Raw genomic sequence first — 16662 nt, forward strand, 5'->3', positions numbered from 1 at the left:
GCTAAACCGTTGCTAAATCAACCTCAGCAATTGTGTCATCTTGCTTCTCTTTCATCAAGGTTTTTAATTTAGGTATTAATATAAATAAAAGAAATGAAGCCATGAGAGTAAAGAGCGCAAGTATCATAAAAACATAACTATAACTACTGTTCGTTAAAAGTGGCTCTACTGTTTCAAAGCCCGCAGTCATCCAGTTAGAACTGTAGCTTGACAACGTTGCACCCACACCTGTCCCCAACATCCACATTCCCATCATAATTCCTTGTAATGAGACAGGAGCCAATAGACCTATCATGGCATAGCCAATAGGGGAAATCAGTAACTCACCAACACTTTGCAAAAAATAACACAGCACCACCCAACCTGGATTTACCAGACCTTGTGCATTAGCTCGATTAATTCCCAAAGGTAAGATAATAAAGGCCATTGCCATTAAAAAAAGAGCAACTGCAAATTGTGAAGGAATATTTATTTTTATACCTCTGGCTCGCATGTGCAACATGAGGCTACCAATTAAAGGGCCACCTATCACAATGGTGATGGTATTGATGTTCTGGAACCATTGAGGCGGAATTATCAGGCTGCCAAATTGCCTCTGGACGTTGTGATCTATAAAATGCGTCAAACCCATTGGAGCCAGTTGATACATCATCCAAAATATAATTCCTGCCCCCATAAGCATTGAAAAAGCCAGCATTTTATTTCTGTCTTCTTTGTTTTTCTGACGGAAGGCAAGCCAACAGATGACATATAACATGGCGGCACATGTCAGTAATACCAATCTGTTGGCCCACTCCGCATGATGCAGCATATGACTTAATGCAAAGGGTAATAAAATAACCATCATAAGCCCTGCCATTACACTGCGTTTTTGAGCTTTCTTATTCTTGCAGGAGTAGGCTGTATGCCTGTCATCAAGGAGATGCCAATAATAAAGACATATCAATAAAGCAATTAAATTTCCAATACTGCTTAACAAAAACAACCGTTGATAATTTTCTGTTAATTGAAAATAACCACTCATGGTGAAACCGACAAAAAAACCAATGTTCATTCCGGAATAATTCCATAAAAAAGCAGTTTCACGCCGCGAATCCTCAGGCTTAAAACGTTGTGTCAACATACAATTCAGACAGGTTACATTTAATCCCGCACCTGTTAAATATGCTGCAAGTCCATAATAGAGAAAATCCTGAGAGCTGAATGACAGAAAAATACATCCGATAATCTGGGCGACCATGCCAATACAAAATAATGCACGATTTGAAAATAATCGTCCTCCCCAATAGCCACCTAATAAATGTAAGCCGTAATTAAACGCTACAAACACGCCCATGATGCTATTGGCAGAGCTTGGTTTCAATCCCAGTTTTCCTTTCATGAACAAAACCAGGGTTGAATAAAGAACACTAAAGCTCAATGTGGCGACAATTTGAATAAAAAAAAGCGGAACCATACCTTCGGGCATTGAACTCCATAACATTTTTCTACGGTTCAATATCGACATATTTTTTGCTTTCCTTTGCTGAGGATATCAAGGACTATGCCACGTAATAAAAGTCATGTCCAGTTGGCCACAATTTTGCATATATTTTTTAAATCATAGCCTGTTCATTGATGATTTAAATATGCACAGCCTAAATTTGATTTAAAGATAAAATAAGCTCATTAAAATCAAAAAATCAGTTGATAGCGATACAGGCAGCCAGAACAGATTCGGCAGCCATTTGGGTTAATCGAATTTCCTCCTGCTGATGCGCACTGGAGACAAACCCTGCTTCATACATGGAAGGAGCGAAATAAATACCCTTTTGCAACATACCATGAAAAAAGCGCTTGAATAAAACTTCGTCGGAGCTTGCCACGTCTTCATAATGATAAACCCGCTTTTTCTGATTAAAACAGAAGCCAAACATACCGCCTAAAGAAGCTGTGCAAAATGGGATATGAAAAGAATCAGCCACATCTTGTAAGGCTTTCATTAAATCTTTTGTTGTTTGTGTAAGCTGTTCATAAAATTCTGGTTTTTCAACTTCAGACAAAGTTGCCAAACCAGCAGCCATTGCCAGAGGATTACCCGAAAGTGTTCCAGCCTGATAAACAGGCCCCTCAGGAGATAAGTGAGCCATGATATCTGCCCGCCCACCCAAAGCCCCTACTGGCATTCCACCGCCAATAACTTTGCCCAGAGTCGTTAAATCAGGAGTAATATTGTAAATTTGCTGAGCTCCTCCAAGCGCCACTCGGAATCCGGTCATCACTTCATCGAAAATCAAAACAGCGTTATACGTGTTACACAATTCTCGTAAACCTTGTAAAAATTCAGGTTCGGGCAATACGAAACCCATATTTCCAGCAACAGGTTCCACAATAACAGCAGCAATATCATCCTGATACTGCTCAAATAACCTTGATGTATTTTCAAGATCATTGAAGTCTACCGTTAATGTATGCTCAGTGATGCTTGCAGGAATACCTGGTGTAGATGGAATACCTAAAGTGAGTAGACCTGAACCTGCTTTCACCAGTAAACTGTCATTATGACCATGATAGCAACCGTTAAACTTAATCAGTTTGTTTTTACCGGTAAAACCTCTTGCTAAACGAATGGCTGTCATTGTTGCCTCTGTACCGGAATTAACCATTCGCAGTTTATCAATGGAAGGCATCAAAGAAATAATTTTCTGAGCCAGTTTAATTTCAAGTTCCGTTGGCGCCCCAAAACTGAGTCCTTGATAAACGGCTTGGTTGACCGCATGTGTAACGGCAGGATGACAATGACCAAGAATTAAAGGACCCCAGGACCCAACATAATCTATATAATGACGGTCATCTACATCAATAAGATAAGCTCCTTTAGCCTTTTTAAAAAAAACAGGCTCCCCACCCACCCCTTTAAATGCTCTTACCGGCGAATTTACACCGCCAGGAATAACTGTTTGGGCAAGATGAAACAAATCCTGAGAACGACTCATATATACTCCTTGATATTTTTCCTGTTCATTTTGTTGTCGGATCTGATATTTACAGGCAGCAGCATAACTTTTTGCTAAAAATAGAGAAGATTTAAAAGAGAAAATAGCTCACTAAATCATAAATATTGATGGTTCAATTTTCTTCATTTTCAGCAACGCAACGATGAAACGGCTCAATATCGCTCAGGAATTATGATGTAACACAACTCCTAAAGTCCAATCCGCTGTTTTATTTCCAGTCATATATTTTATGGTTTGTTCGGGATTCAAACCGTAGCCATCCACCATTAAAGAATAATAATAGGAAGCAAAAAGACAATAACCATACAGATACTCATTATCTGGAAATTTTTTATTTAAAATATCCCACTGTTGATGGCAAACTTCTCTGTCGGCTTGCTCTATTAAGCTTTGGTTCGTTAGCTGATTATTATCAAACTGGAATAATTTATCTTCAGCAAGATTCACGATTCCGCCCATCACGTACCAGGAATCTACTGGATTTGCGGTTAAGGCAGGCTGCACAATTTTATTTACATTATGTACATCATTCATCAAAGAATCTACTTCATGCTCACAAGCCACTGCATCGCCTTGAGCAGGTAATCCGTCAGGCATTTGATAATCGTTTGCAAAACAGGCAGGAACATCTAAGAACTGATGGGTCACTTCAGTTTGACCTAAGCCCAAAAAGCTATGAACAAAGAGAGTTAAATGCCGACCATACAAATCCAGTTCTTCCTTATCAGATTCCTTAATTTGTGTGTTATTTTGAACAGGAAATACAATCTGCGTTGAAGCCCCACCTATATCTATGACTCCTGGCGTTTCCTTCTCATTTGACAGCAAAGCACCGGATTGATAACTCATTGAAAGCCAGTCAAAAACACCCTCTTGCTTGCCTGTAATAGTCTTGGCATCGATGAGCTGCCATTGACTTTGCTGAGCAAACCATTGTTGTAGCCATTGGTAATAGACTTGTTGTTTTGGTTGCGGCAAAAGTCGCATGCCCGCCGTTGCATAAAAATAAACGGGCATATTTTGCTCAGGGGCATCGGAAAACAACTGATGTAAATAAGAGTAAATTGTATTCTGATTAGGTTCGATAGTAGCTAATCCAGGTTTTATTTTTTTAGACCAGACTTCATTAATATTTACCGGACTATTGGTTTTATCTAAATCGTAGCTATATATATGAGCTCTTGAACCCGTACTGCCGGCATCGACGACAGCTACACAATAATGCTCTCCGCAAGAAAGATCCTGAGCCTGTAAACCGCTAACAGCCGAAAATATACAGATCAATAAAAAAACAAAACGAAACATTATTAAACTCATAGAAAAATAAGTAGCTAATTTTACGGGATGTTTATTTTGTTGTCAAAATTTCTGTAATCATTTTCCAGGCAAGATTATACCTTGGGTGGCAAGGTGTTCGACCATAACACTTTACATTCAGGCTCGCAGCCGATAAATTAAGCCATTTTTAATCTTGAGATAAATTGAATGAAAGAATATAAACGGTATATTTGTGTGATTTGCGGATTTATCTATGACGAAGCTGAAGGCTGGCCAGAAGATGGTATTGAACCAGGAACACGTTGGGAAGATGTCCCTGAGAATTGGTTTTGCCCTGATTGTGGTGCCGGTAAAGAAGATTTTGATATGGTAGAAATAGATTAACCGTAAAAAGGGCTAAGACAGCACTTTAATCATTCAGATGTTCTCTTTAGCGATGTCTAATTCCTGAAGTTCCTTTTCCGTCAATATGGCTTTTTGTTGGGGTAATAACCGTAACATATTATTATAAGCGATATCCTGTGCTATTGATTTAGGTAATTTACTTAACAGGAGATCATAATGGCGGATGGTTTTCACATAATCTTTGTGCCGGTGAAGGCCGGTATCATCCAGATTTTCGCTGCGACAAAGAGATAAGTACGCAGAACCTAATGCAGAAAAATCTCTTAGAAAGGTTTTGATACCACCAACAATACAATAACAATTAACAATAAAGTAGGTAATTCATTATAAATTCTGAAAAAACGAGCGCTTTTACGATTCTCATCTTTTGCAAAAGCATTTAAATAATGACCGCAGGCTAAATGATAAACCCACAATAAGGCCACAAACATCAGTTTACCATGCATCCATCCTGCCATTAGATAATAATGTGGATTATAAAAAAATAAAATGATCCCCAAAACAGTTGTAACAATGGCTGCAGGCCAGGTGATCCCATAATAAAGCCTTCGCTCCATTATTTTGAATCGTCTGATGCTGATTTCATCCGTAGCATCAGCATGATAAACAAAAAGACGAGGTAAATAAAACAAACCTGCAAACCATGCCACCATGGCAATAATATGAAATGCTTTATACACTAACAACTTATTTATCCTTATTTAATTTTCGCCGGGTACGTTTCAGCATATTTAAAGCTTCTACCCCTAACGAAAAACCCATGGCAAAATAAACATATCCTCTAGGTACATGAAAAGATAGTCCGTCTGCAACAAGTACCATTCCAATTAAAATTAAAAAACTTAAAGCCAGCATTTTAACGGTGGGATATTTTTCAATAAAAGCGCTCACCGGCTCGCTTGCATAGATCATGACGATAATGGCAACGGTGATAGCCAGAGCCATGACCCAGAAACGACTCGTTAAACCTACAGCCGTTAAAACACTGTCCAGTGAAAAAATAATGTCCAAGATGGCTACCTGAAAAATAACCGCTTTAAACGTCAGTTTTCCCTTATCGATATCCGTTTTTTCGGCGATGCTTTCTTCACCGACCTCAAAGTGTATTTCCTGAGTAGCTTTAGCGATGAGAAAAGCGCCTCCGCACAATAAAAACACATCACGTACAGATAGCGAGAAATCGCCGAGACTCAGAAATGGTCGTGTTAATTTGACCAACCATACAGCCGAGGCCAAAAGCAACAGACGTGTTACCCAAGCAAAGGTTAATCCCCATCGTCTGGCTTTTTTTCTTTTTTCTCTAGGAAGTTTCTCTGTCAAAATGGACAAAAAAACAAGATTATCAATCCCCAAGATAATTTCAAGGATAACCAATGCTGATAAACTTAAAATAATATCGATGATATCCATCTCTCAAACCTTTAAAACTTGAATGTTGCTATTGTCCTTAAAAACTTACTAAAGGTAAATGATTCACTTTCTTAAGGAGCTTGGTTATAATATTGCTCATTTTTAATTAGCTTATCAGGTGATACAATCATCAATTTTGTAAAAAAGCTGTTGCGAAAATCCAAAGCATCTGCAAACACTGCGGTTAAGTCTGAACATATTGTCCCACGTAACAGACATTGTATATCCAAAACTGATATCAGCTCCAATGCTCTTAAAGTACTTAATCGTCTTACCGGCGCTGGCTTTCAAGCCTATCTTGTAGGTGGCAGCGTCAGAGACTTATTGCTTCATAAGGTACCGAAAGATTTTGATGTCGCAACCAATGCCACACCCAGTGAAGTAAAAAAACTTTTTCGTAATGGCCGTATCATTGGAAGGCGCTTTAAGCTGGTTCATATTCTTTTTCATCGTGAAATCATTGAAGTTGCCACCTTTCGTGCACAAAGTGATGTTATTGAAACCAATGAACGCGGCATGTTAATTCGTGATAATGTTTTCGGCACGCTGGAGCAGGATGCCTGGCGAAGGGACTTCACCATTAACTCTCTTTACTACAACATTAATGATTCATCTATTATTGATTTGACAGGTGGTGTTAATGATATAGAGCAAGGCATCATTCGAATGATAGGTAACCCTGAGTTGCGTTACCAGGAAGATCCTGTACGGATGTTACGTGCATTGCGTTTCAGCGCCAAACTTGGTTTTGAATTGGCCGAAGATACCTCCCAATTCATATTAAAGCTTAATCATCTGATCACTCATGTTTCAGGTTCACGATTATTCGATGAAATCACCAAATTATATCAATGTGGAGAGGCTGAGTCCGTCCAACGATTACTACTGAAATACGGTTTATTTGAACGGCTATTTCCTTTAACTTTTGAACTGCTGAACAGTAATTATCCAATCAATGCTTTTTTGGGTATTGCCTTGGGAAATACGGATACCCGTATTCGGGATGAAAAACCTGTGACCCCTGCTTTTTTAATGGCCGTCCTTCTATGGTTTCCCATGCTGGAGCGTTCCAAACAACTGCAAAAAGAAGGATTTCATCCCTTGCCTGCTCTTGAAAAAGCCATGTCACAAATCATTATTGAGCAAAATCAGACTGTTTTTATTCCAAAACGTTTCAGCCAGGTCATCCGTGAAATATGGCTATTGCAATTTCGGTTTAATAAAAGGTTCGGTAAACGTCCATTAAACCTAATTCAGCATCCTCGCTTTAGAGCCGCTTATGATTTCATGGCTTTAAGAGCATTGTCAGGAGATGAGTCCATGGAACTGGCAAACTGGTGGACACTCTTTCAGGATGTCGACTCCGAAAAACAAATGCAAATGATTGAAGAGACATCTAAAGAAGATTTACCTAAACCACGTAAAAAACGACGCAAACCAAAACCACCGCAAAATCATGCCAATTAGTTATCTTGGATTGGGTAGTAACCTTGGCTCTCCTGAACGGCTTCTCAGATTGGCTGTAAAAAGTATATCCAGATTGCCTGGCTGTTATTTTCTTCATTGCAGCCCAATATATCGTAGCATACCGTGGGGGATGCGATCTCAGCCCGACTACTGGAATATGGTGCTCGAGATTAATACAAGATTAACTCCCCGGTTATTGTTAAAACAATGCCAAAACATTGAAAAACAGTTCGGGCGAGTTCGTAAGAAACGTTGGGGACCAAGAACATTGGATATTGATATTTTACTTTACGGACATTTAACCATGAAATCTGCAAAGCTTACCATTCCACATCCACACCTCTTAAAAAGAGATTTTGTTCTTAAACCTCTTTTAAACATCGCCCCGGATTTAAGGCTGCCAAACGGCGAAAAAATATCCCAATTCCTGCCAACCTGCCCCTTGCATATAAGGGAATCCTGATTATATTCCAGTACAACTGGGGATCTGCTCCGGAAAATTTACAGAAATGGCTTCAATACTTTTTAAAACCATTGATATTATGAATATCTTTCTACTAAACTTGAACTTACTATCTCATGAGTTACTATCAGGATGATTAAGTGAGGATCAATGTACAATAATATCCTGCATGCTACCGATCTCAGTGAAGAGCATTTCCATGTCAGTGAAAAAGCAAAAGCCATTGCTGATTATTTCAAGGCAAAACTATATCTGCTGCATGTCATAGAATTACCTGCCAGCGTGCAGCTGGCACAAGGTCTGGGATTTACTGAATTAGCGCATCCAGCAAAAGATGATGCCCTGACAGTTATTGAGTTGCTTGGAGAAGCACTCAGTATACCTAAAGAGCAGCAAATAGTGGAAATAGGCTCAGTAGTTGAACATATATTCAGAAAAGTTAAGGAGCTGAACTGTAACTTAATTATTATTGGCAGTCACACCAACGATAATTTTTCTACATTTCTTGGCAGCACAGCAAGCGCTACCGTTCATCATGCGCCTTGTGATGTCATAACGTTAAGAATATAGTTATTCACTCATGTTACGCGGCACAGTATTTTTTAGAAGACAAAGCTACTTAACATGAGTTATTCATCAAGGCAATCAATATGTATGATGCTTATTTGCTGTTTATTGTGTTAATCCTGACGCTTGTAATGTTTGTATGGGGTTATTACCGATATGATACAGTAGCTCTAATGAGTCTGCTTTCCCTTGTATTTTTAGGCATTATACCCTCAGATCAGGCATTCAGTGGCTTTAGCAACCCAGCGGTCATTACCGTTGCAGCTGTGATGGCCATTACAGCTGCCATCAGCCAAACAGGTCTGATTGAATTTTTTCTCAGAATTATTATGCCTATTCTGAAAAAACCAATTCTCCACATTGGTTTGCTTTGCTTTACAGGTGCTTTTTTATCCGCCTTTATGAATAATGTAGGAGCGTTAGCCTTGTTAATGCCCTTGGCGGTACAATCTGCTATCAATGCTAAATTGTCTCCTTCTAAAATTTTAATGCCCTTATCGTTTGCCACTGTTTTAGGAGGCATGACAACTAAAATCGGCACACCACCGAATCTGCTTGTTTCTTCTTATAAATTCAATATCACAGGTTCTTCCTTTGAAATGTTTGATTTTCTACCGGTAGGGCTTTCTGTTTGTTTCGTTTGCCTGATTTATATTGTTTTTATAGGCTGGAGACATATCCCTGCCCGTCGCAAATCCGAAAAGCAAAGCGAAGATCTGTATCAGATTCATGATTATATCAGCGAAATAAAAATACCTAGAAATTCTCCTGTTTCGGGCATGAAAAGATATCAACTGGAAAATCTTATTGAGGGTGATTTTTCCATTTTAGGGCTCATCCGTAAAAAAAGAAAACGTCTGGTGATTGCCGCCGATGAAGAACTTCAAGCAGGCGATATTTTAATTGTGGAGGCCTCGCATGAAGACTTAAATTCTTTGCTTCTCAAAGGCGAATTGGATTTAGTCCATGGTGATATTATTTCGCCTGAAAGCCTGCGTGGTGAAGACATCAGCATCATGGAGGCCGTGGTTACACCAGGCTCCAGGATTGAAGGTCGCTCTTGGCAGCAATTAAGAGTTCGCTCAACTTATCAGATCAACTTACTTGCAGTGGCTCGTTCAGGCAGAAATATTAAAAACAGGTTAAACCACGTTAATCTGAACGCCGGCGATGTTGTGTTGGTTCAAGGACTAACGGATTCACTCCAGGAAAATATTGTTCATTTGGGACTTGTGCCTTTAGCCGAGAGAACTATAAATGTGGGCTTCAGGCGTAATACTATTCTTCCCTTACTGCTTTTTTTAGGGGGAATTATCTTTACCACGACACAGATGGTTTCTGTCAGCGTTTGTTTTGCCGCCGTAGTAGTGCTAATGGTTATGTTTAATATCATGCCTATGCGGCGTGTATATCAAAGCATCGACTGGTCAATTATCATTCTGCTAGGGGCACTTATTCCATTAGGTGATGCTTTAAAAAGCACAGGGGCTGCCGATTTAATTGGGCAAGGAATTCTGGCTCTGGCAGGAACCGACTATCCGGCGCTCATTCTGGTATTATTACTTATCATCACCATGAGCTTATCAGATATGATGAACAACGCTGCAACAGCAGTCGTCATGTCCCCCATTGCCACAAATATTGCTTACAGCATGCACATGAACGTTGATGCATTTTTAATGGCTGTTGCTGTTGGCGCTTCCTGCTCCTTTTTGACACCCATCAGTCATCAAAACAATACCTTAATTTTAGGACCGGGGAAATACAAATTTTTTGACTATCTTTTCCTCGGTTTTCCTGTGGAAATCATTGTGATTTTGACAGCCACTCCTGCTCTTATTTTTTTCTGGTTGTAAGGCTGAACACCAAACAAACATGTGATATTTTAAGTTTATTTTTTTATCTTACGAATTAAACGTTTCTTTTTGTGTATCTGGCGAGGAGTTAATTTATTTTTTTTATTTTTATAAGGATTAATCCCGCCTTTAAATTCAAGCCTTAAAGGAGTTCCTGTTAACTGTAAATGCTGAATAAATGCATTTTTCAAATAACGTATATAGCTATCTGGCAAAGATTCAAGTTGATTACCGTGAATCACAATAATAGGCGGATTTTGCCCGCCAGAGTGAGCATACCGTAATTTTATACGGCGCCCTTTTACCATGGGCGGAGCATGTTGACTAACAAGATCCTGCAGCAAACGAGTTAACATAGGCGTAGAAAACGATTGTGTTGCCGAAGCATAGGCCTGCTCAATGTCTTTGAACAAAAGCCCAACACCACTCCCATGCAGCGCAGAAATAAATCGGAGTTTCGCAAAACGAGCAAAATGCAATTTTCTATCCAGCTCATCTTTTATATTTTGTTTGTGCTCCTCATCCAGCCCATCCCATTTGTTAACTGTAATAACCAAGGCTTTCCCGGATTCAATGATAATGCCTAATAAATGCAGATCCTGATCCGTTAAACCTTCTTTTGCATCCAGAAGCATTAAACAAACATGTGATTCCTTTACCGATTGTATGGTCTTTATAACTGAAAATTTTTCAACTTTCTCTTCAATGCGAGCTCGACGACGCACGCCGGCCGTATCAATCAATACATAGTTTTTTTCATCCCTGCTAAAAGGAATCATAATACTATCGCGTGTAGTTCCCGGCATATCATAAACCACGACACGATCCTCGCCCAGTATGCGGTTAATTAAAGTCGATTTACCGACATTAGGACGTCCGACAAAGGCTACTTTAATGACATTATCTATTTCCGAAAATGGCTCAATGTCATTAAAATTGCTCATCACTGTGGATAGTAGGTTGTGGAAACCACGCCCATGGGCTGCAGAAACAGGAAAAACATGTGCAAAACCTAAGGATTGAAAATCTGCGCAAGCCACTTCTTCATCTAACCCATCCGATTTGTTCACAACTAGAAAAACCGTTTTATTTGATTTTCTAAGCAATCGAGCAATGTCTTGATCAACGCCGGTACACCCTGCGCGAGCATCAACCATAAAAAAAATGATATCTGCTTCCTGCACCGCTATTGACGATTGTTTTGACATCAATGCATCGACAGCGAGATCATCAACACCTACACCGCCGGTATCAACCACAATAAAGGATTTGCCTTCAAAAACCGCCTGTCCATATTGTCGATCCCGGGTTAACCCCGGGAAATCGGCCACAAGGGCATCCTGTGTTTTAGTTAAGCGATTAAATAATGTGGATTTGCCGACGTTAGGACGTCCTACAAGAGCAATTACTGGGATCATGATTAACTCACCAATAATTGATTCAGCAATCCATTGGCTGTTTGTACATATAGCTTTTTATCGTCTATCACAGGAGATATCGTAATCGGGCCAGAAAGTTGGGTTCTTGCCAAAAATTCCCCCGTACTTGTGGACAAAACATGTAACAAACCGGTTTTGTCACCTACAATCAATCGGTGACCCATTACAGCAGGCTCGGTTAACCCTCTTGCTTTTAAGTCTGTTTGCTTCCACTTTACCAAGCCATTGTCTGCATTGATAGCCCAAATCACGTCATCGCTATCAGTCAGGTACAATGTATTTTTATTTAAAATAATATTTTTATATACGGAAGAAGGTTTACTCCAGATAAATTGACCATCTTTTAAAGACAGCCCGCCAACATAACCTTGATAGGTAGCCAGATAAACGGTATCACCTCTTACAATCGGATCAGCATCAATATCCACAAGGCGCTCAACATCACTAGCCCCGCTTGGATAGACAATATTTCTTTGCCACAACAGACGGCCAGTTTGAAGATCAACGACATCTATTTTTCCATCTGAATAACCGACTAAGACTTTATCTTCCATAAGCACAGGAGATGAGCCCGCTTTTAAAATCAAATTGGGAGCACCATGATTAACCTCCCAAATTATTTGACCATTTAAAAGATTAAATGCATATAAATTACCATCAATGGTTTTAACAATAATCTTATCCCTGTTGATTAACGGTTTAGCTAAAATTTCACCAGAAACTTTTTTTTCCCATAATTCCTTGCCATTCGAAGAATCAAGTAAAACCAGAGTAGAAGCATCTGTGGTGACCGCAACCACCTTTTCAGCTACGGTTGGGCCGCTTATAATTTTATTCTTTAACTTTGTACTCCACTGAATTTGTGCGCTGGATTTATTCATCGCCTGCACTTGACCATTGATATCAGTAGTGTAGATGGTTTGACCCTTGATCACCGGTTTTAATTTCAAATAAGCGCTGTTCTTGTGTGATTGGCCTACTGGAGCGGACCATTTCCGGACCAAATCAATTTTAGGTGTAATTTCGGCCAGAGGAGAGGGTTTAGGGGTATTGTCCTTCCCAAGCACATAATCTTCCACCTTGGTACATGCTTGAATAAAATGACATAGCACCAACAGTATTAAAATTTTTTTCATTTTTTTACCCACATCTAGTTTTAACTTCAATTTTGTCTAGCTAAAAAGCAGTAATCAACCCACTTGCATCCGCTCATTTTTTTCATTAAAGCTTTGAGTCATAGAAGCCACTTCATTGGTTTTCATTTCCAGAAACAGATTGCTTGTTCCACTATCTTTGCTTTCATCCATTGCAAGGCGGTACGATTCAATGGCTTTCTGATATTTACCGGTAGCAGCAAACAGGTCTCCTTTTAACTCATTGATAATGGCCAAATAAGCAGAATCGTCAATGATTTTTAATTCGGCAAGCGCCTTATCATAAGACTTTTGTTGTAAAAGAATTCGAGCTTGCCGCAACCTGGCAAGCTGCTTCAAAGCATTAATCTTGCTGTTTTCAACCACCTTGTATAATTCATCTTTCGCTAAATTCAATTTATTGTTTTTGATCAATAGCTTAGCCAGGGTTAAATGAGCCACATCCGCATAGACGGTGTTTTTATAATTTTTAATTAACTGGTTTGCAAAAGATTTTACAGCTTTATCATTTTGATGAGAAAAGGCCAGCATCATTTGTTCATAGGTGTTTGATGCCTGCAATAGAACTTTCTGCTGATGCCAACTCCAATAACGATAACCAGCTATCGCTAAAAGAATCACTGAAATCATTACAGTAATAAGAGTACTATAACGTTTCCACCATTTTTTTATTGCTTCTATTTGTTCTTCTTCAGTCATATAAACTGACATTATTCTCTCCTGAGTTTTTCCTGAAGGTCATAAATCGTGCTATCTTTTATGGCTTTCTGAAGTTCGCCGCTTGATTGAGCGTTGTACAGCCTAGGTTCTGTCACTATAATCCGGCTGTCCATAACCTACTCTGAGCCAACTGAGTCATAATTATTTTTTAAATATTGATTAATATCCGCTTGATTAACCATGATCTGCTCTGAATCCATTCGTAAATCTTTAATGCTCACCTTCTTTTGATTAACCTCATCAGGACCCAGGATAAAAGCTAGCCGGGCACCACTTTTATCGGCTTTTTTAAATTGGCTTTTAAAACTTCCCCCTGTCGTATTTGTTATGACTTCATAGTGGGGATTCTTATCGCGTATGGATTCTGCAATAGTTAGTGCTTGTCGAAGACCCTCATCTCCTTCACTAATGATATAAATAGAGAGTCCTGTAGTGTCCTTAGGTTGTATGGTGAGAGTTTCCATGAGCAATAGTAAACGTTCTTCGCCTAAAGCAAAGCCTACTGCCGGAGTTGGCGGACCTCCCAGGTGCTCAACAAGAGCATCATAACGCCCTCCGGCACAAATGGTGGCCTGACTACCGAGCTTATCGGTAACCCACTCAAAAACTGTATGTCCATAATAATCCAAACCGCGAACCAGAACCGGATTCACAATATAGCTGATGCCAAGTGATTCCAAACCGTGACATAATTTTTCAAAATGCGCACGGCTATCTTTCCCCAATGCATCTATAAGTTTAGGTGCATTTCTGATCAATCCCTGCATATCTGGATTTTTACTATCCAATATTCGCAAAGGATTTTTATCAAGCCTTCGTTTGCTATCTTCATCCAGGGAATTGATATTCTCTCTAAAATAACGAACCAGAATTTCCTTATAAGCCTGGCGTTCTGATAGTTCACCCAAGGTGTTGATTTGCAGACTAAGCGATTGATCAATGCCAAGTAACTTCCAAAGTCGAAGACTAATGGCTATAAGCTCCAACTCTATAGTAATACCTGACATCCCAAAGGCTTCTACACCGAACTGCATAAATTGACGGTAGCGTCCCTTTTGTGGCTTTTCGTGGCGGAACATCGGTCCTATATACCATAGTTTTTGCTGCTGATTATACAATAAACCATGTTCAAGGCAGGCACGCACACATCCTGCTGTTCCTTCAGGTCGCAGAGTTAAGCTGTCACCGTTTAAATCCGTAAAAGTATACATTTCCTTTTCAACGATATCGGTTACTTCACCAATGGTGCGCTTGAAAAGTTGCGTGCTTTCCACCACTGGAAAACGAATTTCTTTATAACCGTATTGTTTTAAGCAATTAACAAAGGTTTCTTCTACATATCTCCATATAAATGTTTTGTCGGGCAAAACATCATTCATGCCACGAATCGCTTGAATTTTATCAACCACTCTTCTTCTCCACAGGTGCTAATTGTCTGTCAGAAGACAATATGGACTGCATTTTCGTCAGGTCAGTCACCCGAGTATCCGATTTGTTCATGCTTTCATCTATATCCGCTTTTGATAAATGTGTAGGATAAACCTGAGAATCTCTATTTTTTTGCCACCACAACCCAATGGCCACCACCACACCAACAGCAAAAAAGAGCGTAAACCAGCGTATTGCATGTTCTGCTTTATTGGTTTCTCGCTTGCTTTGCCATAAAGCTTTGTCCAGTTTTTTTTCAGTTACGTGATGGCTATTATAGATCTCAAGGATTGGCTCAGGATCAATCTCTAATAATTTTGCATAGGCACGTAAATAGCCTTTCACAAAAACCGGCTCCGGCATTTGCTCATAATCATCCAACTCCAGTAACTCAATGATACGAACACGAAGATGTAATTTTCCTGCAACATATTCCTGACTATATCCTTTTTGCTGACGGGCTTCCGCTAAATGAGCGCCTGGATATTGCTGAAATATTTCGTTAGATTCATCCGTTGTGGCTGTTGTATTCATTCTTTACTCCACTATTATCTGAATATTGTCTATAACGCTGCCTTTGTTGTATTAATTCCAGTTTTTTTGCATATTTTTCCTGCAATCTTGCATCCCCCAACTTATGCGCTATTTTCTCTGCTAAAACCAGAACTGCCGGATCAGCGGAAAATCGGGAATATTTCTCAATTAAATCAAGTACCTTTTTTTCATTTCCCAGTTTTTTTTCGATTTTTACGAGTTCATAAAAAGATTGCTTACGCTCAGGATCCTGTTCAAGTGCTTTAGTAAAATAAAGAATGGACTTATCATAATCAGGAATTTCTGCAGCACATAACCCTGCGTTTTCATAAGCGCCTGCCGTATGAACATATTGCTGATCTTTAACGGCTTTTAAAAAATAATTTATAGATTCGACATATTTTCCCTGTCGGCATAAAAAAGTACCATAGTTATTGAGCTGTGCTCCACTTCCAGGAGCTAACGACAAAGCCTTTAAATAGTAAGATTTAGCTTCGTCGATTTCCCCGGTTTCCTCAAAATAATATGCAATGGCTGTGTTAACGGCTGCAGAATTCGGTTCCTGCTTTAAAGCTGCAAATAACTTACGCTTTGCGCGGGGGCGATCCCCTTGTTTTAAATAACTTAAGCCCAATTGTGTATTATAAGCTGCTGCATTACTGCGATTACGCTCTTTAGCCGCCTGATCTTCCTGTTCCTGATGATTCATTTGAAAGGACTGTAAGAAAAACAAGGCGGATATGAATAACGTTTTAACTAATTTTAACACATTGACGACCCGATTTAGCATGATTGAGCATTATAACCGTGATTTCACAAATTAAAAAAGGTTTATCTAAGATTTAAAGCGGAGGTAATTAATATTCTATCCACTTCCTGCCAATGAGAACATAGGGTGGTTTTGGAGGCAATTATTTTTAGACATAAAATACCGACTTTCACCGG

At 39.3% G+C, this 16662-nt stretch carries 17 protein-coding genes; 5 read left to right on the forward strand and 12 right to left on the reverse strand.

Annotation, left to right across the window (positions count from 1 at the left end; translation table 11 throughout):
• Position 1: 1 nt before the first annotated feature.
• The 3 genes from E4T55_RS01450 to E4T55_RS01460 all read right to left on the reverse strand — a co-directional run bounded on the left by E4T55_RS01450 (position 2) and on the right by E4T55_RS01460 (position 4301).
• Positions 2-1507 (reverse strand): peptide MFS transporter, encoded by a 1506-nt coding sequence (locus E4T55_RS01450; RefSeq protein WP_058502275.1) that lies wholly within the window; start codon positions 1505-1507, stop codon positions 2-4.
• A 175-nt stretch (positions 1508-1682) separates the two neighbouring features.
• Entirely contained in the window at positions 1683-2975 is a 1293-nt protein-coding gene (gene hemL, locus E4T55_RS01455; protein WP_058502274.1) for a glutamate-1-semialdehyde 2,1-aminomutase, read from the reverse strand.
• Positions 2976-3158: 183 nt separating this feature from the next.
• A complete protein-coding gene (locus E4T55_RS01460) occupies positions 3159-4301 on the reverse strand; it encodes an acetate and sugar kinases/Hsc70/actin family protein (RefSeq protein WP_058502273.1) in 1143 nt (380 codons plus the stop codon).
• 180 nt (positions 4302-4481) lie between these two features.
• Here E4T55_RS01460 and E4T55_RS01465 point away from each other — a divergent pair, with 180 nt between their 5' ends.
• Positions 4482-4658, forward strand: coding sequence for a rubredoxin (locus E4T55_RS01465; protein ID WP_058502272.1), 177 nt, complete (start codon positions 4482-4484; stop codon positions 4656-4658).
• A gap of 33 nt (positions 4659-4691) precedes the next feature.
• Here E4T55_RS01465 and E4T55_RS15150 read toward each other — a convergent pair whose 3' ends face one another.
• From E4T55_RS15150 to E4T55_RS01475, 3 genes are all read right to left on the reverse strand, one after another.
• On the reverse strand, positions 4692-4853 hold the full coding sequence (locus E4T55_RS15150; protein ID WP_156411812.1) for a hypothetical protein: 162 nt from the start codon (positions 4851-4853) through the stop codon (positions 4692-4694).
• A gap of 89 nt (positions 4854-4942) precedes the next feature.
• Positions 4943-5365 carry a protoporphyrinogen oxidase HemJ gene (gene hemJ / locus E4T55_RS01470; RefSeq protein ID WP_058502271.1) on the reverse strand — a complete coding sequence of 141 codons (423 nt, stop codon included), beginning with the start codon at positions 5363-5365 and terminating at the stop codon, positions 4943-4945.
• A 1-nt stretch (position 5366) separates the two neighbouring features.
• Entirely contained in the window at positions 5367-6089 is a 723-nt protein-coding gene (locus E4T55_RS01475) for a TerC family protein (RefSeq protein WP_058502270.1), read from the reverse strand.
• Positions 6090-6236: 147 nt separating this feature from the next.
• Here E4T55_RS01475 and pcnB point away from each other — a divergent pair, with 147 nt between their 5' ends.
• The 4 genes from pcnB (at position 6237) to E4T55_RS01495 (ending at position 10442) form a co-directional block, all read left to right on the forward strand.
• Positions 6237-7556 (forward strand): polynucleotide adenylyltransferase PcnB, encoded by a 1320-nt coding sequence (pcnB, locus tag E4T55_RS01480; protein ID WP_058502269.1) that lies wholly within the window; start codon positions 6237-6239, stop codon positions 7554-7556.
• Positions 7546-8019 carry a 2-amino-4-hydroxy-6-hydroxymethyldihydropteridine diphosphokinase gene (folK, locus tag E4T55_RS01485; protein WP_058502268.1) on the forward strand — a complete coding sequence of 158 codons (474 nt, stop codon included), beginning with the start codon at positions 7546-7548 and terminating at the stop codon, positions 8017-8019. The genes pcnB and folK overlap by 11 nt, the downstream gene beginning before the upstream one ends.
• A 150-nt stretch (positions 8020-8169) precedes the next feature.
• A complete protein-coding gene (locus E4T55_RS01490; RefSeq protein ID WP_058502267.1) occupies positions 8170-8589 on the forward strand; it encodes a universal stress protein in 420 nt (139 codons plus the stop codon).
• A gap of 80 nt (positions 8590-8669) precedes the next feature.
• Positions 8670-10442: an SLC13 family permease gene (locus tag E4T55_RS01495; RefSeq protein WP_058502266.1), complete on the forward strand. Its 1773-nt coding sequence runs from the start codon at positions 8670-8672 to the stop codon at positions 10440-10442.
• A gap of 35 nt (positions 10443-10477) precedes the next feature.
• On the opposite strand, the gene der is transcribed toward E4T55_RS01495, so the two are convergent.
• From der to pilW, 6 genes are all read right to left on the reverse strand, one after another.
• Complete coding sequence (gene der / locus E4T55_RS01500; RefSeq protein ID WP_058502265.1) at positions 10478-11860, reverse strand: ribosome biogenesis GTPase Der; 1383 nt, start codon at positions 11858-11860, stop codon at positions 10478-10480.
• Between the two features lie 2 nt (positions 11861-11862).
• On the reverse strand, positions 11863-13017 hold the full coding sequence (gene bamB / locus E4T55_RS01505; protein WP_058502264.1) for an outer membrane protein assembly factor BamB: 1155 nt from the start codon (positions 13015-13017) through the stop codon (positions 11863-11865).
• Between the two features lie 54 nt (positions 13018-13071).
• Entirely contained in the window at positions 13072-13746 is a 675-nt protein-coding gene (locus E4T55_RS01510) for a YfgM family protein (protein WP_058502263.1), read from the reverse strand.
• 125 nt (positions 13747-13871) lie between these two features.
• Positions 13872-15134, reverse strand: a complete 1263-nt coding sequence (gene hisS / locus E4T55_RS01515; protein WP_218564006.1) for a histidine--tRNA ligase — start codon at positions 15132-15134, stop codon at positions 13872-13874.
• Between the two features lie 22 nt (positions 15135-15156).
• Positions 15157-15717, reverse strand: coding sequence for a helix-turn-helix domain-containing protein (locus E4T55_RS01520; RefSeq protein WP_058502261.1), 561 nt, complete (start codon positions 15715-15717; stop codon positions 15157-15159).
• Positions 15692-16507: a type IV pilus biogenesis/stability protein PilW gene (gene pilW / locus E4T55_RS01525; RefSeq protein ID WP_058502260.1), complete on the reverse strand. Its 816-nt coding sequence runs from the start codon at positions 16505-16507 to the stop codon at positions 15692-15694. Before pilW ends, E4T55_RS01520 begins: the two co-directional genes overlap by 26 nt.
• Positions 16508-16662 lie beyond the last annotated feature (155 nt).

The sequence above is a fragment of the Legionella israelensis genome (assembly GCF_004571175.1).
Classification (GTDB): Bacteria; Pseudomonadota; Gammaproteobacteria; order Legionellales; family Legionellaceae; genus Legionella_D; species Legionella_D israelensis.

Bases quoted from the DNA above. Each gene is read 5' to 3' on its own strand.
- E4T55_RS01465 (WP_058502272.1), top strand. From the start codon at position 4,482: ATGAAAGAATATAAACGGTATATTTGTGTGATTTGCGGATTTATCTAT.
- der (WP_058502265.1), bottom strand. From the start codon at position 11,860: ATGATCCCAGTAATTGCTCTTGTAGGACGTCCTAACGTCGGCAAATCC.
- E4T55_RS01510 (WP_058502263.1), bottom strand. From the start codon at position 13,746: ATGTCAGTTTATATGACTGAAGAAGAACAAATAGAAGCAATAAAAAAA.
- E4T55_RS01520 (WP_058502261.1), bottom strand. From the start codon at position 15,717: ATGAATACAACAGCCACAACGGATGAATCTAACGAAATATTTCAGCAA.
- E4T55_RS01475 (WP_058502270.1), bottom strand. From the start codon at position 6,089: ATGGATATCATCGATATTATTTTAAGTTTATCAGCATTGGTTATCCTT.
- E4T55_RS01490 (WP_058502267.1), top strand. From the start codon at position 8,170: ATGTACAATAATATCCTGCATGCTACCGATCTCAGTGAAGAGCATTTC.
- E4T55_RS01460 (WP_058502273.1), bottom strand. From the start codon at position 4,301: ATGTTTCGTTTTGTTTTTTTATTGATCTGTATATTTTCGGCTGTTAGC.
- bamB (WP_058502264.1), bottom strand. From the start codon at position 13,017: ATGAAAAAAATTTTAATACTGTTGGTGCTATGTCATTTTATTCAAGCA.
- hemL (WP_058502274.1), bottom strand. From the start codon at position 2,975: ATGAGTCGTTCTCAGGATTTGTTTCATCTTGCCCAAACAGTTATTCCT.
- pilW (WP_058502260.1), bottom strand. From the start codon at position 16,507: ATGCTAAATCGGGTCGTCAATGTGTTAAAATTAGTTAAAACGTTATTC.
- E4T55_RS01450 (WP_058502275.1), bottom strand. From the start codon at position 1,507: ATGTCGATATTGAACCGTAGAAAAATGTTATGGAGTTCAATGCCCGAA.
- folK (WP_058502268.1), top strand. From the start codon at position 7,546: ATGCCAATTAGTTATCTTGGATTGGGTAGTAACCTTGGCTCTCCTGAA.
- hisS (WP_218564006.1), bottom strand. From the start codon at position 15,134: ATGAATGATGTTTTGCCCGACAAAACATTTATATGGAGATATGTAGAA.
- E4T55_RS01495 (WP_058502266.1), top strand. From the start codon at position 8,670: ATGTATGATGCTTATTTGCTGTTTATTGTGTTAATCCTGACGCTTGTA.